At 69.8% G+C, this 18,846-nt stretch carries 19 protein-coding genes; 13 read left to right on the forward strand and 6 right to left on the reverse strand.

Annotated elements, in window-relative coordinates; all coding sequences use genetic code 11:
* Positions 1-4 precede the first annotated feature (4 nt).
* Genes ACX938_RS13740 through ACX938_RS13750 form a run of 3 tightly spaced genes read left to right on the forward strand, consistent with a single transcriptional unit; the run spans position 5 to position 3,248 of the window.
* Positions 5-1,009, forward strand: a complete 1,005-nt coding sequence (locus ACX938_RS13740; RefSeq protein WP_459431473.1) for an ABC transporter ATP-binding protein — start codon at positions 5-7, stop codon at positions 1,007-1,009.
* A complete protein-coding gene (locus ACX938_RS13745) occupies positions 1,006-1,779 on the forward strand; it encodes an L-iditol 2-dehydrogenase (RefSeq protein WP_459431474.1) in 774 nt (257 codons plus the stop codon). The genes ACX938_RS13740 and ACX938_RS13745 overlap by 4 nt, the downstream gene beginning before the upstream one ends.
* Positions 1,767-3,248, forward strand: a complete 1,482-nt coding sequence (locus ACX938_RS13750; RefSeq protein WP_459431475.1) for a mannitol dehydrogenase family protein — start codon at positions 1,767-1,769, stop codon at positions 3,246-3,248. Before ACX938_RS13745 ends, ACX938_RS13750 begins: the two co-directional genes overlap by 13 nt.
* Positions 3,249-3,426: 178 nt before the next feature.
* Here the strand turns inward: ACX938_RS13750 and ACX938_RS13755 are convergent, their stop codons facing one another.
* Positions 3,427-4,596, reverse strand: coding sequence for an alkane 1-monooxygenase (locus tag ACX938_RS13755; RefSeq protein ID WP_459431476.1), 1,170 nt, complete (start codon positions 4,594-4,596; stop codon positions 3,427-3,429).
* A gap of 690 nt (positions 4,597-5,286) precedes the next feature.
* Positions 5,287-6,357 (reverse strand): A/G-specific adenine glycosylase, encoded by a 1,071-nt coding sequence (mutY, locus tag ACX938_RS13760; RefSeq protein WP_459431477.1) that lies wholly within the window; start codon positions 6,355-6,357, stop codon positions 5,287-5,289.
* Between the two features lie 92 nt (positions 6,358-6,449).
* Between mutY and ACX938_RS13765 the strand changes: the two genes are divergently transcribed.
* From ACX938_RS13765 to ACX938_RS13775, 3 genes are read left to right on the forward strand one after another with little or no spacing between them, the layout of a single operon-like run.
* Positions 6,450-6,962 carry a DUF721 domain-containing protein gene (locus tag ACX938_RS13765; protein ID WP_459431478.1) on the forward strand — a complete coding sequence of 171 codons (513 nt, stop codon included), beginning with the start codon at positions 6,450-6,452 and terminating at the stop codon, positions 6,960-6,962.
* Positions 6,963-6,988: 26 nt separating this feature from the next.
* Positions 6,989-7,678, forward strand: coding sequence for a DsbA family protein (locus tag ACX938_RS13770; protein ID WP_459431479.1), 690 nt, complete (start codon positions 6,989-6,991; stop codon positions 7,676-7,678).
* On the forward strand, positions 7,675-8,799 hold the full coding sequence (locus ACX938_RS13775) for a CaiB/BaiF CoA transferase family protein (protein WP_459431480.1): 1,125 nt from the start codon (positions 7,675-7,677) through the stop codon (positions 8,797-8,799). Before ACX938_RS13770 ends, ACX938_RS13775 begins: the two co-directional genes overlap by 4 nt.
* 755 nt (positions 8,800-9,554) lie before the next feature.
* On the opposite strand, the gene ACX938_RS13780 is transcribed toward ACX938_RS13775, so the two are convergent.
* Together ACX938_RS13780 and ACX938_RS13785 are read right to left on the reverse strand one after the other, a co-directional pair.
* Positions 9,555-11,225 carry a Y-family DNA polymerase gene (locus ACX938_RS13780; protein ID WP_459431481.1) on the reverse strand — a complete coding sequence of 557 codons (1,671 nt, stop codon included), beginning with the start codon at positions 11,223-11,225 and terminating at the stop codon, positions 9,555-9,557.
* A gap of 509 nt (positions 11,226-11,734) precedes the next feature.
* The gene (locus ACX938_RS13785) at positions 11,735-12,118 is read right to left on the reverse strand and encodes an I78 family peptidase inhibitor (RefSeq protein WP_459431482.1); all 384 of its coding nucleotides are present in this window, start codon (positions 12,116-12,118) and stop codon (positions 11,735-11,737) included.
* A 53-nt stretch (positions 12,119-12,171) separates the two neighbouring features.
* Between ACX938_RS13785 and ACX938_RS13790 the strand changes: the two genes are divergently transcribed.
* From ACX938_RS13790 to ACX938_RS13805, 4 genes are all read left to right on the forward strand, one after another.
* Positions 12,172-13,302, forward strand: coding sequence for an S-(hydroxymethyl)glutathione dehydrogenase/class III alcohol dehydrogenase (locus tag ACX938_RS13790; RefSeq protein ID WP_459431483.1), 1,131 nt, complete (start codon positions 12,172-12,174; stop codon positions 13,300-13,302).
* 91 nt (positions 13,303-13,393) lie between these two features.
* Positions 13,394-13,828, forward strand: a complete 435-nt coding sequence (locus ACX938_RS13795; RefSeq protein WP_459431484.1) for a c-type cytochrome — start codon at positions 13,394-13,396, stop codon at positions 13,826-13,828.
* Positions 13,828-14,355: a GNAT family N-acetyltransferase gene (locus tag ACX938_RS13800; protein WP_459431485.1), complete on the forward strand. Its 528-nt coding sequence runs from the start codon at positions 13,828-13,830 to the stop codon at positions 14,353-14,355. Before ACX938_RS13795 ends, ACX938_RS13800 begins: the two co-directional genes overlap by 1 nt.
* 16 nt (positions 14,356-14,371) lie before the next feature.
* Positions 14,372-15,085, forward strand: a complete 714-nt coding sequence (locus ACX938_RS13805; RefSeq protein ID WP_459431486.1) for an NYN domain-containing protein — start codon at positions 14,372-14,374, stop codon at positions 15,083-15,085.
* A gap of 3 nt (positions 15,086-15,088) precedes the next feature.
* Here the strand turns inward: ACX938_RS13805 and ACX938_RS13810 are convergent, their stop codons facing one another.
* Both ACX938_RS13810 and ACX938_RS13815 read right to left on the reverse strand, forming a co-directional pair.
* A complete protein-coding gene (locus ACX938_RS13810) occupies positions 15,089-15,718 on the reverse strand; it encodes a TetR/AcrR family transcriptional regulator (protein WP_232755140.1) in 630 nt (209 codons plus the stop codon).
* 81 nt (positions 15,719-15,799) lie between these two features.
* On the reverse strand, positions 15,800-15,952 hold the full coding sequence (locus tag ACX938_RS13815) for a hypothetical protein (RefSeq protein ID WP_232755141.1): 153 nt from the start codon (positions 15,950-15,952) through the stop codon (positions 15,800-15,802).
* Positions 15,953-16,099: 147 nt separating this feature from the next.
* Here ACX938_RS13815 and mbfA point away from each other — a divergent pair, with 147 nt between their 5' ends.
* Genes mbfA through ACX938_RS13830 form a run of 3 tightly spaced genes read left to right on the forward strand, consistent with a single transcriptional unit; the run spans position 16,100 to position 18,795 of the window.
* Positions 16,100-17,074 (forward strand): iron exporter MbfA, encoded by a 975-nt coding sequence (gene mbfA, locus ACX938_RS13820; RefSeq protein WP_459431487.1) that lies wholly within the window; start codon positions 16,100-16,102, stop codon positions 17,072-17,074.
* Positions 17,075-17,125: 51 nt separating this feature from the next.
* A complete protein-coding gene (locus tag ACX938_RS13825; RefSeq protein WP_459431488.1) occupies positions 17,126-17,836 on the forward strand; it encodes a nitroreductase family protein in 711 nt (236 codons plus the stop codon).
* A gap of 32 nt (positions 17,837-17,868) precedes the next feature.
* Positions 17,869-18,795, forward strand: a complete 927-nt coding sequence (locus ACX938_RS13830; protein WP_459431489.1) for an AEC family transporter — start codon at positions 17,869-17,871, stop codon at positions 18,793-18,795.
* Positions 18,796-18,846: the final 51 nt, after the last annotated feature.

Raw genomic sequence — 18,846 nt, forward strand, 5'->3', positions numbered from 1 at the left:
ACCGATGGGACAGATCACCCTCAAGCAGGTCACCAAGAGCTTCGGCGACGTTCAGGTCATCCCGCCGCTCGACCTATCCATCGAAGACGGGGAATTCGCGGTCTTCGTCGGCCCCTCGGGCTGCGGCAAGTCCACGCTCCTGCGGCTGATCGCCGGGCTCGAGGACGTCAGCTCGGGCAGCATCGAGATCGACGGCGCCGCGGCCACCGACATCCCCCCGGCCAAGCGCGGCCTGGCCATGGTGTTCCAGAGCTACGCGCTTTACCCGCATATGTCGGTGCGCAAGAACATCGCCTTCCCGATGAAGATGGCGGGCGTGCCCGAGGACGAGCAGACCCGCCGTATCGAGGCGGCCGCCTCGGCGCTGAACCTGACCGACTACCTCGACCGGCGGCCCGGGCAGCTTTCGGGCGGCCAGCGCCAGCGGGTCGCCATCGGCCGGGCCATCGTGCGCGAGCCGGCGGCCTTCCTTTTCGACGAGCCGCTGTCGAACCTCGACGCGGCGCTTCGGGTGGGCATGCGGCTCGAGATCTCCGAGCTGCACAAGCGGCTCGACACCACGATGATCTATGTCACCCACGACCAGGTCGAGGCGATGACCATGGCCGACAAGATCGTTGTGCTGCGCGCCGGGGTGATCGAACAGGTGGGCTCGCCGCTCGAGCTCTATCGCGCGCCGCGCAACCTCTTCGTGGCGGGCTTCATCGGCAGCCCGAAGATGAATTTCATCGAAGGCTCCGAGGCCAGCTCGCGTCAGGCAAATACCATCGGCATCCGGCCCGAGCACATCGAGGTCACCTCGGAGGGCGGGCCCTGGACCGGGCGCGTCGGCGTGGCCGAGCACCTGGGCTCGGACACCTTCTTCCACATCCACGACACCGGTCTGGCCGAGACGCTCACCGTCCGCGCCCCGGGCGAGGTCAGCTTCCGCCACGGCGACAAGATCTCGCTCAGCCCGCGCGAGGACCAGATCCATCGTTTCGACGCGGAAGGGCTGCGCATCGCATGACACGGCTGGCAGGCAAGACGGCGCTGATCACCGGGGCGGCGCGCGGCATCGGCCGCGCCTTCGCCGAGGCCTACCTGCGCGAAGGCGCCAGGGTGGTGATCGCCGACATCGACATGGCGCGCGCCGAGGCCTGCGCGCGCGAGCTGGGCGAGGCGGCCTTTGCCGTCGAGATGGACGTCACCCGCCAGGAGAGCATCGAGGCCGGCGTGGCCCGCAGCGCCGAGGTCCTGGGCGGCATCGACATCCTGGTGAACAACGCCGCGCTCTTCACGGCTTCCCCGATCGCCGAGATCACCCGGGCCGATTACGACCGCGTCTTCGGGGTCAATGTCGCGGGCTGCCTCTTCACCATGCAGGCGGTGGCGCGGCACATGATCGACCGCGGCAAGGGCGGGCGGATCATCAATATGGCGAGCCAGGCCGGGCGCCGGGGCGAGCCCCTGGTGGCGGTCTACTGCGCCTCCAAGGCGGCGGTGATCTCGCTCACCCAGTCGGCGGGGCTGAACCTGATCGAACACGGCATCAACGTGAACGCCATCGCCCCCGGCGTGGTCGACGGCGAGCACTGGGACGGCGTCGACGCCTTCTTCGCCAAATACGAGGGCAAGAAGCCCGGCCAGAAGAAGGCCGAGGTCGGCGCCGCCGTGCCTTATGGCCGCATGGGCCGGGCCGAGGATCTGACCGGCATGGCGGTTTTCCTGGCCTCGCCCGAGGCCGACTACATCGTCGCGCAATGCTACAACGTGGATGGTGGCCAATGGATGAGCTGACCCCGCTGTCGAACGCCACGCTGGACCGCCTGCCCCGGGGCGTGCGGGTGCCGCGCTACGACCGCGCGGCGCTCAGCCCCGGCATCCTGCACATCGGGCTCGGCAATTTTCACCGCGCCCATCAGGCCTGGTATCTGCACCGGCTGATGGACGCGGGGCAAGCCCGGGACTGGGCGATCCTCGGCGCGGGCGTGCGCCCCGCCGATGCCGCCACCCGCGAGAAGCTCCTGGCGCAGGACTGCCTCAACACGCTGATCGAGCTTGATCCCTCGGGCCGGGCCGCCGAGGTCACCGGTCCGATGATCGACTTCCTGCCGGTCGAAGAGGGCCATGCCACGCTGATCGCCCGCATGGCCGACCCGGCGATCCGCATCGTGTCGCTGACCGTAACCGAGGGCGGCTATTACCGCGACGCCGCGGGCGGCTTCGACGCCGCGCATCCCGACATCCGTCACGACGCCGCCCACCCCGAGGCCCCGCGCACCGCCTTCGGGGCCATGGTCGCGGCGCTCAAGGCGCGGCGCGCGGCGGGGCACGGGCCCTTCACCGGGCTCTCCTGCGACAACGTCCAGGGCAATGGCGCGGTGCTGCGCCAGACCGTCGAGGGGCTCGCGCGGCTCTCCGATCCCACGCTGGCCGACTGGATCGCGGCGGAATGCAGCTTTCCCAACTCCATGGTCGATTGCATCGTGCCCGCCACGGGCCCGAAGGAGATCGCCCTGGCCCGCGAGCTGGGCATCGCGGATGCCGCGCCGGTGACCCATGAGAACTTCCGTCAATGGGTGATCGAGGACGACTTCTGCGCCGGCCGCCCCGATTGGGACCGGGTGGGCGCGACCTTCTCGGACCGGGTGCACGACTACGAGACGATGAAGCTGCGGATGCTGAACGCCGGGCACCAGCTGCTGGCCAACGCCGGGGAGCTTCTCTCGGTCGAGACCATCGCCGGCTGCATGGCGCATCCCGCCATCGCCGCGTTCTTCACCACGGTCGAGACGCGGGAGATCGCGCCGCAGGTCTCCGAGGTGCCTGGCATGACGCCCGAGGGCTACGCCCGGCTGATCGCCGGGCGCTTCGCCAATGACGCCATCGTCGACACCGTGCGGCGCGTGGCCTTCGACGGCTCCTCGCGGCACGCGGGCTTTCTTCTGCCGATGATCCGCGAGCGCATCGCGGCGGGGCAGGGCATCGAGGGGCTGGCCCTGGCCGAGGCGCTCTGGGCGCGGATGTGCACCGGGCGCCGCGAGGACGGCAGCGAGATCGCCCCCAACGATCCGCATTGGGAGATGCTGGCCGAGGCCGCCGCCCGCACGGGCGCGGACCCCGCGGCCTGGAGCGGGCTGCGGGTCATCTACGGCGATCTGGCCGAGGCCTCGGCCTTCACCGAGGCTTTCGCCCGCTGGGCCCGCTGCGTCTGGTCCGAGGGCACCGAGGCGGCGCTGCGCGCCTATGTGGCGGAGATGGTGTGACGGGGTGGGGTGGCGCCTAAGCCGCTGAGGCGGGTCGGCGCAGTCTCTGCGGCTGCGGCGTCCGCTGTGCCTCTCGGGCTTGGGCGGCAACGTCCGTTCAGCTTTGCGCGGCGTTCAGGCGCGCGCCGCGAGCCAGCGCGGGCGTCTCACGCCCCGCACGCCTCAGGATCCGCCGCACTCACCGCGGCATCGGCGTCTCGTGGCGGTTGTACTCCGTCCAATCGGTGATCTCGGGATAGAAATGCCGCCGCCAGGCGCGGACCCGGGGGTTCATCACCCGCCGCCAGACCGGCGGGATCATCGCCGCCACGGTCATCACCGGGTAGCCATGCGGCAGCTGCGGGGCCTCCTCGGCGTCATAGGTCTGCAGAAGCGGGAAGCGCCGGTCGGGCTTGTAGTGGTGGTCCGAGTGGCGCTGCAGGTTGATCAGCAGCCAGTTCGAAGCCTTATGCGCCGCGTTCCAGGAATGGCGCGGCTTGACGTGTTCGTATTTGCCCCCGCCCAGATGCGCGCGGGTGAGCCCGTAGTGCTCCACGTAGTTGACCAGTTCGAGCTGCCAGACCGCCACCCCGGCCTGCACCAGGAAGAGTCCGACACCGGCCCAGCCGCCCAGCGCGAAAGCCCCGGCGAGGCAGGCGATCTGCAACCCCCAGTAGAGCCAGAACGGATTGCGGTGATGCGTCCAGGGCAGGCCCTTCCGCGCGAGCAGCGCGCGTTCGGCTTCGAAGGCCGAGCGCAGCGACTGCCGGAGGACGCGCGGGTAGAAACGGTGGAAGCCCTCGTTGTAGCGCGCCGTCACCGTGTCGCGCGGGGTGCCGACGTAGCGGTGATGGACAAGCAGATGCTCGGAGCGGAAATGCGAATAGAGCACGGTCGCAAGCAGCAGGTCGGCCAGCCGCCGCTCGCCCGCGTTCTTCTGGTGCATGAGCTCATGGGCGTAGTTGATCCCCACCGCCCCGGTGACCACGCCGACCCCGAAGAACAGCGCGATCCGCTCCAGCGTCGAGAGATGCTCGGCCGAGGTCGCATAGCCGATCAGCGCAAAAAGCGTGACGACCTGCAGGGGGCACCAGATCAGGGTGATCAGGCGATACCAGAAGAGCTGGTCCTCGCCGGTCTGCGGGTCCGCGTTCTCGAGGTTGAGGCCCAGTGCGGCGTCGAGCGCCGAGAAGAGATACCAGGTGACGAGCGGCGTCAGCACCAGCCACCAGCCGCCGAGGAACGCCCCCAGCCAGAGTACGGGCAGCAGCGTCAGCGACATCCAGAAAGGCAGCGCCGCGCTGATGCGGCTCAGTTTCTCGGGCGGCAGGAAGCCCGGTTCGGGGCCGGTCGGATGGGCGTCTGACATGTCGGGGTGGGCCTTGTGTCGCTCTGCGGAACCTCAACCGGAACGATACCCCGGCCGCGGGGTATCGCAAGAGGTCAGATGCGCGCGGGGGTGGGGGGAGGGGCACGGTGGCTCGGTTCAAGAACTGCGGCTGGGGCCCGAGGCGGACCACGACGTGGCTCCCTCGTTGACGTCCGCCCTGATGCGCCAGTCAAGCGCCCTGTCCGACGGGCGAGCGCAGAGCCTTGGCCAAGCCCTTCCAACCTTCCCAATCCGTCACAACACTGAACCTTCCCAATCCGTCACACCACCGACCACACCGAGCCTGTCCCCCGCTCTCACCCAGAGGGCGCGCGCCGGACCGGGGGGCGGCGCTGCTGAGCTCCGAGCGGCGCGCTTTATGGCAGCAAGGTCGGGGCTCACTGTGAGCTAGGCGCACTGCCCACAGGAGCGCCGGCCCAAGGGGCCGGTCCGGCGCGCGCCCGGCACCTTCGGTGCTATTCGGGCGCAAGGGGGTGGGCTTGGTGGGAGCGGTAGGGGCGATTGTCAGAGGGGTGTGGGGTGAGGCGTCTTTGGTGCAGCGCCTTGTCGACCGTTCCGAGAGATTTCCGGCTCGGCGAGCAGTCGCGCCTGCACGTCCCCAGCCACTTCCCGCGCGGCTCCAGTCATTCCGACTGCCACGCTATCCAGCCAATGCGCCTCGCCAGCCCCCTACCGCGGCCGCCCCAAATCAAACGCCTTCCGCATCAGCGTCGGCAGGTCTCCCGGGCGGAACGCCTCCGGCGGCACGAACTCGCCGCGCTCCGGCGCGCGGTCCATGGGCACCAGCGCCACCTTCAGGGTCAGGCGCAGGTGGAAATGGGTGAAGGTGTGCCGCGCCTCCTCGGGCAGGGTCTTCCATTCCGCGCGGATCGGGGCGGCCTCGCCGGGCAGGGGCGTCTCGATGTCCACCCAGTCGGTGCCGGGCCAGCCGAGCATCCCGCCCAGAAGCCCGGTCTCGGGCCGGGTCTCCAGGAGCCAGGCGCCGTCCACGCGCCGCGCGAGATAGGCGATGCCGTGGCGCACCGGCTTGCGCTTCTTGGGCGCCTTCTTCGGCAGTTCGGTCTGGGTGCCCGCCGCCCAGGCCGCGCAGGCGCCGCGCCAGGGGCAGAGCCCGCAAAGGGGATTGCGCGGGGTGCAGACGGTGGCGCCGAGGTCCATCACCGCCTGGGCGTAATCACCGGGGCGGGCCGAGGGCGTCAGCGCCTCGGCATGGGCGGTCAGGAGCGGCTTGGCCTGGGGCAGCGGCACATGTTCGTCGTGAAGGCGCGCCATGACCCGCTCGACGTTGCCGTCGACCACGGTCTCGGCCCGGTCAAAGGCGATGGCGGAGACGGCGGCGGCGGTATAGGGGCCGATGCCGGGCAGGGCCAGAAGCCCCTCGCGGGTGTCGGGGAAGACGCCGTCATGCTCCTCGGCCACGGCGCGGGCGCATTTCAACAGGTTGCGCGCCCGGGCATAGTAGCCGAGCCCCGCCCAGGCGGCCATGACCTCGGCGTCCTCGGCGGCGGCGAGGTCGGTGACCCGCGGCCAGCGCGCGGTGAAGGCCTCGAAATAGGATTTGACGGCGGCCACGGTGGTCTGTTGCAACATGACCTCGGAGAGCCAGACCCGGTAGGGATCGGGCCGCTGCCCCCGGGCCCGGTCGGCGGGGCCCACCCGCCAGGGCATCACCCGGGCGTGGCGGTCGTACCAGTCGAGAAGGTCCTGCGGCAGCAGCGCGGTATCGGCGGTTTCACGCACGGATCAAGTCCCTTTGATCTTGTGGCCGGCGCGGCTGGGGTGGCGCTGGCCGCGCGGGTGTCTAGTATATCCGCCAGGAGTGGAGTCCAACCATGACGCGACAGCGCAGCACCACGCGGGGCTTCCAGCAGACCGCGAGCCTGCTCAAGACCTCGATCCGCCGCGCCACCGAGACGCGCGGCTTCTCGCAGTCGCGGGTGCTGACCCACTGGGAGGAGATCGCCGGGCCGGAAACCGCCCGCATCGCCCGCCCGGTCGAGGTGAGCTACGGCCGCGGCGGGCTGGGCGCGACGCTGGTGCTTCTGACCACCGGCGCCAATGCGCCGCAGCTCGAGATGCAGAAAGAGCAGATCCGCACCCGGGTGAACCAGGTCTACGGGTTCAACGCGATCCAGAAGGTGCGGATCACCCAGACGGCGCCGACGGGCTTTGCCGAGGGGCAGGTGCGCTTCGCGCCCGCGCCCAAGGCCGAACCCGCGCCGCCCGATCCCAAGGTTGTCGCCGAGGCGCAGGATCGTGCCAGCGACGTGGGCGACGAGGGGCTCAGGGTTGCGCTTGAACGTCTGGCGACCAACGTTCTATCCCGAAATCGAAAACCGGGCTGAGGCCCGCGACAGAAAAGGTGACGTGAATGAAACGGATGATTTCCGCGACCGCGCTTGCGGCGGTGCTGGGCCTCGGCGGCTTCTGGGCGCTCGAGCGGATCGGCACGCCGGCCTCGCCCGAGTTCGACCTGCCGGGTGCGGCCCAGGCGCAGGACGACAGCGAGGATGCCGCGCCCACGGGCACGGTCCAGGAGATGGTGCTGGGCGCCGAGGACGCGCCGGTCGAGGTGATCGAATACGCCTCTTATACCTGCCCGCATTGCGCCAGCTTCCACGAGAACGTCTTCGACCGGATCAAGGAAAACTACGTCGAGACCGGCCAGGTGAAATTCGTCTACCGCGAGGTCTATTTCGACAAATACGGCATGTGGGCCTCCCTGGTGGCGCGCTGCGGCGGCAACACCGACCGCTTCTTCGGCATCACCGACATGATCTACGAGACCCAGTCCGAATGGGCCCGCGCGGGCTCGGATGCGGCCATCGCCGACGGGCTGCGCAAGATCGGCAAGGTGGCGGGGCTCGATGACAGCCAGCTCGAAGCCTGCCTGACCGACGGCGACCAGCTGCGCAGCCTGGTGGAATGGTACCAGGAGAACGCCGAGGCCGACGGCATCCGCTCGACCCCGAGCTTCATGATCGACGGCGAGCTGCATTCCAACATGAACTACGACGACTTCGCCGAGATCCTCGACGAGAAGATCGCCGCGGCGGAATGAGCGTCTCGGCTCCGGATGGCCCGCTGGCCGGGCTGAAGGTCGTCGAGCTCGCGCGGATCCTGGCCGGCCCCTGGGCCGGCCAGACGCTGGCCGATCTCGGCGCCGAGGTGATCAAGGTCGAGGCCGCTGCAGGCGATGACACCCGCCAGTGGGGCCCGCCCTTCATCGAGCGCGAGGGCGACCGCTCGGCCGCCTATTTCCACTCCTGCAACCGCGGCAAGCGCTCGGTGGTGATCGACCTGCGCACCGAGGAGGGCCAGGCGGAGCTGCGCGCGCTGGTCGCCGAGGCCGACATCCTGATCGAGAACTTCAAGGTCGGTGGGCTGGCCAAATATGGCGCGGATTATGCCACGCTCTCACAGGTCAATCCGCGGCTGATCTACTGTTCGATCACCGGTTTCGGGCAGGACGGGCCCTACGCCCATCGCGCGGGCTATGACTACATCATCCAGGGGATGTCGGGGCTCATGTCGATCACCGGCGACCCCGAGGGCCAGCCGCAGCGCGCCGGCGTGGCGGTGACCGATCTCTTCACCGGGCTCTATTCGGTGGTGGGGATCCTCTCGGCGCTCGAGCAGCGCCATCGCACCGGGCGCGGTCAGCACATCGACATGGCGCTGCTCGACTGCGCGGTGGCGGCCACGGCGAACCAGGCGATGAACTATCTCGCCACGGGCACGCCGCCGGGACGGACCGGGAACTACCACCCGAACCTGACGCCCTACCAGGTCTTCGACGTGGCCGACGGCTTCATCATCATCGCCACCGGCAATGATGCGCAGTATCGGCGGTTGTGCGGGCTTCTGGGGCTGGAGGAGATGGCCGAGGCGCCGGAGTTCCTGACCAATGCCGACCGGGTGGCCCACCGCGAGGAGATGATCCGCCGGCTGAGCGCGGCGACGCTGCGCTTCTCCAAGGCCGAGCTGCTGGCCGCCTGCGAGGCCGAGGGCGTGCCCGCCGGGCCGATCAACGACATGGCCGAGGTCATGGCCGACCCGCAGGTCGTGGCGCGCGGGTTGCAGATCGCCCCCGAGGGCCTGCCCGGCGTGCGCGCGCCCTTCCGGTTCTCGGACGCCGAGCTGGTGCTGGATCGCGCCGCGCCGAAGCTGGGCGAGGGGTGAGGGGGGCTGTGCTGTCTGCGACGTAGGTCGGGCAATGTCCTCACTATCCCCCTCGCGCCCCCCTTGCGCCCGAACAGCACCGAAGGTGCCGGGCGCGCGCCGGACCGGCCCTATGGGCCGGCGCTCCTTGGGAGGGTGCGCTTAGATCGCCTCTAGCCCTGACCTTGCTGGGATAAAGTGCCTTGCTCAGAGGTCAGCAGCGCCGGCCCCCGGTCCGGCGCGCGCCCTCTGTTGGGGGGGCGACCGTGTTTGGGCGCAGTTTGAGATGTCGGTGCAAAGCCGGCTGAAGCGCGTTCTCGACTGACTTGCCGCTCTGTAGGGGCGTTACTGCAAGGCCCGGCCGCCTTCTGCGTCTGTCGGCCGACGTTGCGCCTCTTGCGCCCGAATAGCATCGAAGATGCCGGGCGCGCGCCGGACCGGCCCGATGGGCCGGCGCTCCTGGGAGTGGCGTGCATAGCTCGCCTTTAGCCCTGACCTTGTTGGGATAAAGCGCCTCGCTCAGAGGGCAGAAGCGCCGACCCCCGGTCCGGCGCGCGCCCTCTGTTGGCGAGGGTGTCGACCGGGCTTGGTCGCAGTTTGAGAGGCCGGTGCAAAGCCGGGCGACGCGCGCCCTTTGTTGGGAAGGCCGAGAGGGTGGTGACCCCGGTGCCTTTTCTTCGGGAAGTGAAAGCTGCGGGGTTAGCGGTGCCTTCTCTTTGGGAGGAGGCATGGAGCGCGGGCGGAGAGCGCGCGCCGCCCGCATCGCCACACCCCCCCTACCCAAACGTCCCGTGGCAGAACCAGCCCGAGGACAGCAGGCCGCCGTGGGCGTAGAACAGCCAGAGCCGCTCGCCGCGGTCGGTCTCCACCTGCCAGTAGTCGCGCTGGCCCGAGCGCCAGTCGGGCTCCTCGAGCCACCATTCGGGCGCGATCCGTTCCGGGCCGGTGGCGCCGCGGGTCTCGTGGTCGCGGCCGCGCCAGCGGAAGCGCCCTGGCAGATGCGGCGCGTCGGGGGCCTGCACCGGCTCGGGCCGCCAGAGCCTGAGCGGCCGGGGCACCGGCGGCTCGGGCCAGCCCGGGGCGGGCTCGGACCAGGCGGCGGCCAGGGTCAGCGCGGCCTTCTCGGGGATATGGCTCGAGGCCGGGTGGCGCCGGGTGATCGCCTCGAGCCCGAGCCGCGCGCCGAGCCGGCCGATCAGGTCCTCGAGCGCGGTATCGGCGCTGAGCTTCTCCGAGACCCGCCGCCCGGCATCGAGATGCCCCGCGGGGCTGCGCGCATGCACCGGCTCGTGGGTCAGCACCTCGAGGCGCAGCATGTCGATGCCGAAGCCCGCGTCGATCTCGGCGACCTTCATCGCCAGGAGCGGGCGCAGCCGGGCGGGGTCCTGGGCGGGCCGGGCGAGCCCGACCACGGCCCAGTCCATCGACTGGTCGGCGCGGTAAGCCTCGAGCCGCACCCGCCGGGCGCCGCGCCCCTGCCGGCGGAGCTTCTCGCAGAGCGGCGGCAGCAGCCGGTCGAGCCCGGCCAGGAGGTCGGCCTCGAGCCCGATCGGCTCGGGCAGGGTGAGGCGGATCGAGAAGCGCACCGGCGGGGCGGCCGGCGTGATCGGCTCGGGCGCCGCGCCGAGCGCCTGGTCGAGCCGTCCCACGAGCCCGGTGCCGAAGCGCCGCGCGAGGCTGGCGCGCGGCTGGCCGGCCAGGTCGCCGATCCGCCGCAGCCCGAGCCGCGAGAGGCTCTCGACCGTCTCGGGCGGCAGCCGGAGCGCCGCGACGGGCAGGGGTGCGAGCGCGCCGTAGGTCTTGCCCGGCGGGGCGATCCTCTCGCTGCCGCTCCGGGGGGTGCCGGTCTGGGGCGTGCCGGCCTGGGGCGCCGCGCCGCCGCGCTCCCAGTGGCGCCGCTTGCCGGCCCGGGCCCGGGTGGCGCGGGCCTCCTGGTCGATGGCATCGCCGCTGCGGTGGCCCTCGGCGCGGCGGCCGCCGTAGCGCGCCAGCGCCCAGGCCGCGCCCAGGGTGTCGGCGATGCCCGCGCGCAGGCTGAGGCCGAGGTCGGCGCAATCCTCCTCGACCTGGGCCAGGAGCGCCGCCTCGCCGCCGAAGAGATGCGCGCAGCCGGTCAGGTCGATGACCAGCGCGTCCGGGGCCTCGCGGGCGACCCAGGGCGAGAACTTGCCCGCCCAGCGGTGCAGGGTGCCGAGAAAGGCCGCCTCGCGGTGCGGGTTGGCCAGCCGGGTCAGCAGGTCGGCGCAGGCGGCATGGGCGTCGCGCAACGGCTGGCCGGGATAGAGCCCCTCCGCCGAGGCGCGCGGCGAGAGCGCCGCCAGAAGCTGGGCGTTGCCCTGTTCCTCGACGGTGGCGAAGGGCACCTGCCCGAGATTGGGGTCGCGGCGGATCAGCCGTTCGGCCCCCAGCCGGGGGAACCAGAGGGAGAGGATGCGTCGGTTGGGCATGGCAGGCGGCAGCAAGTGTTCGTGCTTTGTTCTTTATAGGGCGAGTCGGCTGCGGGGTCGAGTCAGGGGGGGCTTGGTGGTGGGGGCGTGGCTTCGGATTGCGGGCTTGCTTGCGAGGGACGCGCGCCACACGCTGCGCTCCGCTGTCACGAGTCCGCATCTCTCGAACTCCCGCTTACCCAAGCGCCCCTCTTGCGACCGAACAGCATCGAAGATGCCGGGCGCGCGCCGGACCGGCCCCTTGGGCCGGCGCTCCTTGGGGTGGCGTGCTTAGTTCGTCTCTAGTCCTGACCTTGCTGGGATAAAGCGCGTCGCTCAATCGTCAGCCGCGCCGACCCCCGGTCCGGCGCGCGCCCTCTGTTGGGCGGGGTATCGGCCGGGCAGGGGGGACGGGCGATGTATTTGAGGAGAGTGCGTCAGGCTCCCAGCTGCGGCCATCCGGTCCTGCGCCGTCCAGCCAAGCGCCTTCCGGCGCGCGCCCGCGCTCCCCGAGCCGCGCCCCAATCACCTCATCCGCAATACACCCGGGTGATCACGCCTTCCGCGTCCAGCGCGATGTTCAGCCGGCTTTCGGAGTAATCCATGGTGACCATGTCGCCGGGCCTGATGATCCGGGCGTCGAGGTCGGCGGGCAGGGTCACGGCGGCGAGGGGGCTGCCGACCAATGCGCGGTAGCCCTCGGCGCCGCAGGAATCCGCGTCGGGAGACCCGGGCTCCTGCAGGCCGTCCCCCGGCGCGCCACCCGGCACACCGGGGCGCGCACCGGGCCCGCCATCGGCCACCTCGTCACCCCCAGGCACCCCCGGCGCTCCCACCGCCGCGCCCCCCGGCGCGCAGGCGGCGAGCAGAAGCGGCAGAAGCCAGGCGAGGCGCGGCGCGGTCTTCGGTTGCATGGGCGCTCCTTTCGGCACAATCTCTGCCCCGATTGAACATCAGGAGGCCCTCCATGAAAACCCGCGCCGCCGTCGCTCTCGAAGCCGGAAAACCCCTCGAAATCATGGAGGTGAACCTCGAAGGCCCGAAGGCCGGTGAAGTGCTGATCGAGGTCAAGGCGACCGGCATCTGCCACACCGACGAGTTTACCCGCTCGGGCGCCGACCCCGAGGGCATCTTCCCCGCGATCCTCGGCCACGAGGGCGCGGGCGTCGTGCTCGAGGTGGGCGAAGGCGTCACCAGCCTGGAGCCGGGCGATCATGTCATCCCGCTCTACACGCCGGAATGCCGCGAATGCGCCTCGTGCCTGTCCGGCAAGACCAACCTCTGCACCCGGATCCGCGCCACCCAGGGCCAGGGCAAGATGCCCGACGGGACGACGCGCTTCTCGATGGCGGACGGCACGCCGATCCATCACTACATGGGCTGCTCGACCTTCGCCAATCACACCGTCCTGCCCGAGATCGCGCTGGCCAAGGTGCGCAAGGACGCCCCATTCGACAAGATCTGCTACATCGGCTGCGGAGTGACCACCGGCATCGGCGCGGTGATCAACACCGCGGGCGTGGAGATCGGCTCCACCGCCGCGGTCTTCGGCCTCGGCGGGATCGGGCTCAACGTGATCCAGGGCCTGCGCATGGCCGGCGCCGACAAGATCATCGGCGTCGACATCAACCCCGAGAAGAAGGCCATGGCCGAGAAGTTCGGCATGACCCATTTCGTGAACCCCAAGGAGCTCTCGGGCACCGTCGTCGAAGAGATCGTCGCGCTCACCAAGACCGATTTCGACCAGATCGGCGGGGTGGACTACTCCTTCGACGCCACCGGCAACGTGCAGGTCATGCGCGACGCGCTGGAATGCACCCACCGCGGCTGGGGGCAGTCGATCATCATCGGCGTGGCGCCGGCGGGGGCGGAAATCTCGACCCGGCCCTTCCAGCTGGTCACCGGGCGGGTCTGGAAAGGCACGGCCTTCGGCGGCGCCAAGGGCCGGACCGACGTGCCGAAGATCGTCGACTGGTACATGGACGGCAAGATCGAGATCGACCCGATGATCACCCATACCCTCAGCCTCGACGAGATCAACCACGGCTTCGAGCTGATGCACGAAGGCAAGTCGATTCGCGCGGTTGTGACCTTCTGAGCCGCCTTTGCGCTTGCGCCCCGGGGGCCGGCTGGCATGACCGGCGGACCCCGGTGCCAAGCGCCGCCGGATCCCTGGAAGGAGCCCCATGATGACCCGTACCCTGAGCCTGACCCTTGCGCTGGCCCTCACCGCCGGTATGGCCCTCGCCCATGAGGGCGTGAAGGATCCCGATGTCATGGCGCGGATGGAGCTGATGGAGGACATCAAGGCCGCCACCGCCCGGATCGACAAGATGCGCCGGGGCCAGGCGCCCTTCGACGCCGGTAAGGCCGCCGCCGACCGCGCGCTCCTGGTTGAGAAGGCCGAGGCCATCCCCGACGCCTTCGCCCGCAAGGCCGAGGACCCGAAATCCGAGGCGCTGCCCGCGATCTGGACCGATTGGGACGATTTCACCGCCCGCGCCGAGGAGATGGCCGAAGCCGCCGCCTCGATGCGCACCGGCTCGCGCCAGGCGCTTACCGGCAGCTTCGGTGAGTATGCCGCGACCTGTCGGGCCTGCCACGAAGACTACCGGATGCCCTGATGCCCGAGACCGCGCCCCAGTCCACACCCCAGACCGCACCTCTCCACCTGCGCCCCTACGCGCCCGCAGACGCCGAGCCGCTCTGGCGGATGCTGGAGCCGGTGTTCCGCGCGGGCGAGACCTATGCGATCGAGCCCGACATCTCGCGCGCGGAGGCGCTGGATTTCTGGACCGGCGACGGCAACCGGGTGAGCCTCGCCGAGGATGCGGACGGCACGATCCTCGGCAGCTATTTCCTGCGCCCCAACAAGCGCGGCGGCGGGGCGCATGTGGCCAATGCCGCCTTCGTCACCGCGCCCGCCGCGCAGGGGCGGGGCGTCGCCCGGCAGATGCTCGCCCATGCCGAGGCCGCGGCCCGCGCGGCGGGCTTCCGGGCGATGCAGTTCAATTTCGTGGTTGCCGAGAACACCCGCGCCGTTGCCACATGGGAGCGGGCGGGATACGCGGTCGTCGGGCGCCTTCCGGGCGCTTTCCATCATCCCTCGGCCGGCTATGTCGACGCCCTGGTGATGATGAAACACCTCTGACCCGACAGGAGGCCACATGGCCGAACCGAACCCGCTGCTTGCCGTGCTGATCGACGCGGACAACACCTCGCCGAAATACGCCCGCGCGCTCTTCGACGAGATCGCCACCCTGGGCGAGGCGAGCGTCCGGCGGCTCTACGGCGATTTCTCCAGCCACCAGATGTCGGGCTGGTCCAAGGTCGCCGCCGAGTTCGGCCTGGTGCCGCACCACCAGCCGGCCAATACCGTGGGCAAGAACGCCTCGGACATCGCGCTGGTGATCGATGCGATGGACCTGATGCACTCGGGCCGCTTCGACGGTTTCGTGCTGGTCTCCTCGGACAGCGATTTCACCCGGCTCGCCTCGCGGCTGCGCGAACAGGGGCTCGAGGTCTACGGCATGGGCATGAAGAAGACGCCCGACGCCTTCCGCAAGGCCTGCAAGCGGTTCATCTTCCTGGAAAACATCGACGCGGCGGCCGAGGCGGCGAAATCCGGGCAGCGCGACACCAAGGCCACCGGCAGCATGGAGGAAGCGCGCAACCTGATCTTCAACGCCATGGATGCGATCGAGCAGGACGACGAGTGGTACACGCTGGGCCAGCTCGGCCAGTATCTGACCGCCGCCAACCCCGATTTCGACACCCGCACCTACGGCAAGCGCAAGCTCTCGGACCTGATCTCGGACCTCAAGGTCTTCGAGACCAAGCGGTCGCAGGGCAACCAGATGCTGGTGCGGCGGCTCGACTGAGGCTCAGGCCCGGGTGCCGTAGCGCGCCATGAAGGTGCGCACGGCCTCGGTCACATTGGCCTCTTTCTCGGCTTCGCTCACATCGCTGCGGATGTTGAAGAGCCGCGCCATGAAAAGCCGCGCCTTGCAAAGCTCGCCGAATTGATGCGCGGCGTGTTCGCGCTGGTCCTCGGGGATCTCGAGGTCGCCGCGCGCGATGGCCAGGTCGAAGAGCGTCAGAAGCGCCTCGACGAAATAGACCGGGCCGCAGCGCCAGAACTCCTCGGCGAGCGCGGGGAAGCGTTCTGCCTCGGCCAGACACATCCGGCAGTTCTGGATCGCGAGCGGCGAGAAGACGATCTCGACGAAGGTGCGGCCCGCCTCGTGCAGGAGCGCCTCGGTCGGGCGCGAGCGGTCGAGATGGGTGATCGCCTCCTCGGCCTGGTCGCGGCATTGCAGCCGGGCCACCTCGAGGAAGAGCAGCCGCTTGTCCGAGAAATAGGAATAGAGCGTGGCCTTCGAGACCCCGGCGGCGCGGGCGATGTCATCCACGCTCGCGCCGTCGAAGCCGTCACGCAGAAAGACGTCCCGCGCGCCCGCGATCACCTGGTCGTATTTGCGACCCTTGCGGATCGTGTCGAGTGCGGCGTCCATGCTCTCTCCCGCTTTGGGAAAGAACTATAAACTGGGTGGTTCAGTTTCAACAATTCCTGCCCGTATGCCAGTTGCGGCTTTTCAGTAACTCTGTGTCCCGGAAGGCGCTTGCGGCGCCGGCACCGTGGGGGCGCTTTCGGGGAACCAGAGGTTCGGGATGTCGGGTGCCGGGATGCCGGCCGAAGCGGCCGAGGCAAGGGTGGCGGCGGCGATCAGGGAAAGGAAAGTGCGCATTTTGGCCTCCTGTGGGTTCGTGAAACTGAAATGAACAGTGCAGTTCACTTTTTCAAGTTCTTGCTGAACTGATCGGTTCACTTTTTCGGGTTGTGCGGGGATCTGGCGGGGTTAGATTAGAATCGTTCTAAACAAAGGGCTGCCGCCATGCGCTTTCTCCCGCACCGCCGCCGGTTCCGCGACCTCTCCGAGAAGGAGGTTCTGGCGCTGGCCATCTCCTCCGAGGAGGACGACGCCCGGATCTACCGGATGTATGCCGAACGCCTGCGCCCGGAGTATCCCGCCAGCGCCCGGGTCTTCGACGGCATGGCCCGGGAAGAGGACGGCCACCGCCGCCGGCTGATCGACCTTTTCGCGGCGCGCTTCGGGCAGGTGATCCCGCTTCTGCGCCGCGAACATGTCGCGGGTTTCCACCAGCGCCGCCCGCATTGGCAGGCCGAGACCATGAGCCTCGAGGCGATCCGCAGCGAGGCCCGCGAGATGGAGCGCGCCGCCGAACGCTTCTACCGCGAGGCCGCCCGGCGCTGCAGCGACGCCGACACGCGGCGGCTTCTGGGCGACCTCGCCGCCGAGGAGGCCCAGCACGAGGGCACCGCCGGCGCGCTCGAGGCCGCGCATCTGCCCGAGGAGGTGCGCGCCACCGAGGACGACAGCGCCCGGCGGCAGTTCGTGCTGACCTGGGTGCAGCCGGGGCTGGCGGGGCTGATGGACGGCTCGGTCTCGACCCTGGCGCCGATCTTTGCCACCGCCTTTGCCACCCAGGACACCTGGACGACCTTCCTTGTGGGCCTTGCCGCCAGCGTCGGGGCGGGCATCTCCATGGGCTTCACCGAGGCCGCCTCGGACGACGGCGAGCTCTCGGGCCGCGGCGCGCCCTGGAAGCGCGGGCTGGCCTCGGGGGTGATGACCACGCTCGGCGGGCTGGGCCACGCGCTGCCCTATCTGATCCCGCATTTCACCACCGCCACGGCAATCGCCATCGTGGTGGTCTTCATCGAGCTCTGGGGCATCGCCTGGATCCAGAACCGCTACATGGAGACGCCCTTCCTGCGCGCGACCTTCCAGGTGGTCCTGGGCGGCGCGCTGGTCTTCGCAGCGGGCGCGCTGATCGGCTCAGGTTGACGCCGGGCGGGCAGGGTGGTCCTGTCTCGCAACGCGACGGAGGAGAACGCCATGCCCAAGGACGACCAGCCGGTCTACACGCCCCTGCCCCTGCCCGACCGGGTGCAGCTGCCCGCCGAGCAGTCGATCGAGGCGGCGGAAGCCTTCTGCGACTACATGAAAAAGCGCCATTCGGTGCGCGACTACGCCGAGACGCCGGTGCCCGAGGCGGTGATCCGCGCCTGCATCGAGGCGGCGGCGACCGCGCCCTCGGGGGCCAACCGCCAGCCCTGGCACTTCGTGGCGATCTCGGACCCGGCGATGAAGGCCCGCGTCCGCGAGGGCGCCGAGGAAGAGGAACGCCAGTTCTACGGCGGCGGGGCGGGCGACGCCTGGCTCTCGGCGCTGGAACCGATCGGCACCGGGGTGGAAAAGCCGCATCTGACCACCGCGCCCTGGCTGATCGTGGTCTTCGCCGAACGCTGGGGCGTCGACGCGGAAGGCGAACGCTACAAGAACTACTACGTCCCCGAAAGCGTCGGTATCGCCACCGGCATGCTGATCACCGCGATCCACCAGGCCGGGCTGGTCTGCCTCGAGCACACGCCCAACCCGATGAAGTTCCTCAACGAGATGTGCCACCGCCCCGAGCGCGAGAAGCCGGTGATGATCCTGCCGGTGGGCTACCCTTCCGAAGAGGCCACGGTGCCGCAGGCCGCCAAGCGGAAGAAACCGCTCGACGAGGTGATGACGCTTTTCCCCGCGGGGCCGTCGCCCCGTTGACCCCGGGGCGACGCGCGCGCAGTTAGCGGCTCATGCTGGCGATCCTTCTCAAGACCCTGCCGTTCTTCGCCCTGATCGGGCTCGGCTACGGCGCGGCCAAGACGCGGTTCTTCACCGAGGAGGCCAGCGCCTATCTGACGAAGTTCGTCTTCTACTTCGCGCTGTCGGCGATGCTCTTCCGGTTCTCGGCGAACCTCTCCTTCAGCGAGATCTTCGACCCCTGGCTGGCGCTGGCCTATCTCTGGGGCACCGCCTTCGTCTACGGCGTCGGGCTGATGGTGGCCTTCTGGCGCCGGGTGAAGGTCGAGACCGCCGCGATCGAGGCGCAATGCGTGGCGATCGGCAACACCGGCTTTCTCGGCGTGCCGATGCTGGCGCTGCTTCTGGGCGAGGCTTCGGTCGGGCCGATCATCCTGCTTCTGTCGATCGACCTGATCATCTTTTCCTCGGCGCTGGTGATCCTGGTCGAGGGCTCGCGCGACGGGCGGATGTCGCTCGGGGTGCTGCGCACCATCGGGCTGGGGCTGCTGAAAAACCCGATGATCGTCTCGATCACGCTGGGCATCTCGGTGGCGGCTTCGGGCTGGCAACTGCCGGTGCCGGTGAACGAGTTCGTCACCATCCTCGGCAATGCCGCGACGCCCGGGGCGCTTTTTGCCATCGGCGCCTCGCTGGCCTCGAAATCCGCCGAGCGGCTGGTGATCGCGGGCTGGCTGAGCTTCGGCAAGCTGATCCTGCACCCGCTCTTCGTGGCGCTGGGCACGCTGGTCCTCTTCCCGGTCGAGGCCTATCCGGCGGCGGTGGCGATCTCTGCGGCGGCGCTGCCGGTGGCGGGCAATGTCTTCATCCTGGCCCAGCATTACGGCACCTCGCCGCAGCGGGTCTCGGCCTCGATCCTGATCTCCACGGCGGCCAGCATCGTGACCGTCTCGGCCTGGATCGCCTGGGTCACCGGCTGACCCCTTGCCGGGCCCGCGCCGGGCCGGTAGCCAAAACCGCAAAGCCGCTTG

This window comes from Roseivivax sp. (genome assembly GCF_054552075.1).

Bases quoted from the DNA above. Each gene is read 5' to 3' on its own strand.
- mbfA (WP_459431487.1), top strand. From the start codon at position 16,100: ATGCGCTTTCTCCCGCACCGCCGCCGGTTCCGCGACCTCTCCGAGAAG.
- ACX938_RS13815 (WP_232755141.1), bottom strand. From the start codon at position 15,952: ATGCGCACTTTCCTTTCCCTGATCGCCGCCGCCACCCTTGCCTCGGCC.
- ACX938_RS13770 (WP_459431479.1), top strand. From the start codon at position 6,989: ATGAAACGGATGATTTCCGCGACCGCGCTTGCGGCGGTGCTGGGCCTC.
- ACX938_RS13795 (WP_459431484.1), top strand. From the start codon at position 13,394: ATGACCCGTACCCTGAGCCTGACCCTTGCGCTGGCCCTCACCGCCGGT.
- ACX938_RS13830 (WP_459431489.1), top strand. From the start codon at position 17,869: ATGCTGGCGATCCTTCTCAAGACCCTGCCGTTCTTCGCCCTGATCGGG.
- ACX938_RS13775 (WP_459431480.1), top strand. From the start codon at position 7,675: ATGAGCGTCTCGGCTCCGGATGGCCCGCTGGCCGGGCTGAAGGTCGTC.
- ACX938_RS13785 (WP_459431482.1), bottom strand. From the start codon at position 12,118: ATGCAACCGAAGACCGCGCCGCGCCTCGCCTGGCTTCTGCCGCTTCTG.
- ACX938_RS13740 (WP_459431473.1), top strand. From the start codon at position 5: ATGGGACAGATCACCCTCAAGCAGGTCACCAAGAGCTTCGGCGACGTT.
- ACX938_RS13790 (WP_459431483.1), top strand. From the start codon at position 12,172: ATGAAAACCCGCGCCGCCGTCGCTCTCGAAGCCGGAAAACCCCTCGAA.
- ACX938_RS13780 (WP_459431481.1), bottom strand. From the start codon at position 11,225: ATGCCCAACCGACGCATCCTCTCCCTCTGGTTCCCCCGGCTGGGGGCC.
- ACX938_RS13750 (WP_459431475.1), top strand. From the start codon at position 1,767: ATGGATGAGCTGACCCCGCTGTCGAACGCCACGCTGGACCGCCTGCCC.
- ACX938_RS13800 (WP_459431485.1), top strand. From the start codon at position 13,828: ATGCCCGAGACCGCGCCCCAGTCCACACCCCAGACCGCACCTCTCCAC.
- ACX938_RS13825 (WP_459431488.1), top strand. From the start codon at position 17,126: ATGCCCAAGGACGACCAGCCGGTCTACACGCCCCTGCCCCTGCCCGAC.
- ACX938_RS13805 (WP_459431486.1), top strand. From the start codon at position 14,372: ATGGCCGAACCGAACCCGCTGCTTGCCGTGCTGATCGACGCGGACAAC.
- ACX938_RS13765 (WP_459431478.1), top strand. From the start codon at position 6,450: ATGACGCGACAGCGCAGCACCACGCGGGGCTTCCAGCAGACCGCGAGC.
- ACX938_RS13745 (WP_459431474.1), top strand. From the start codon at position 1,006: ATGACACGGCTGGCAGGCAAGACGGCGCTGATCACCGGGGCGGCGCGC.
- ACX938_RS13755 (WP_459431476.1), bottom strand. From the start codon at position 4,596: ATGTCAGACGCCCATCCGACCGGCCCCGAACCGGGCTTCCTGCCGCCC.
- ACX938_RS13810 (WP_232755140.1), bottom strand. From the start codon at position 15,718: ATGGACGCCGCACTCGACACGATCCGCAAGGGTCGCAAATACGACCAG.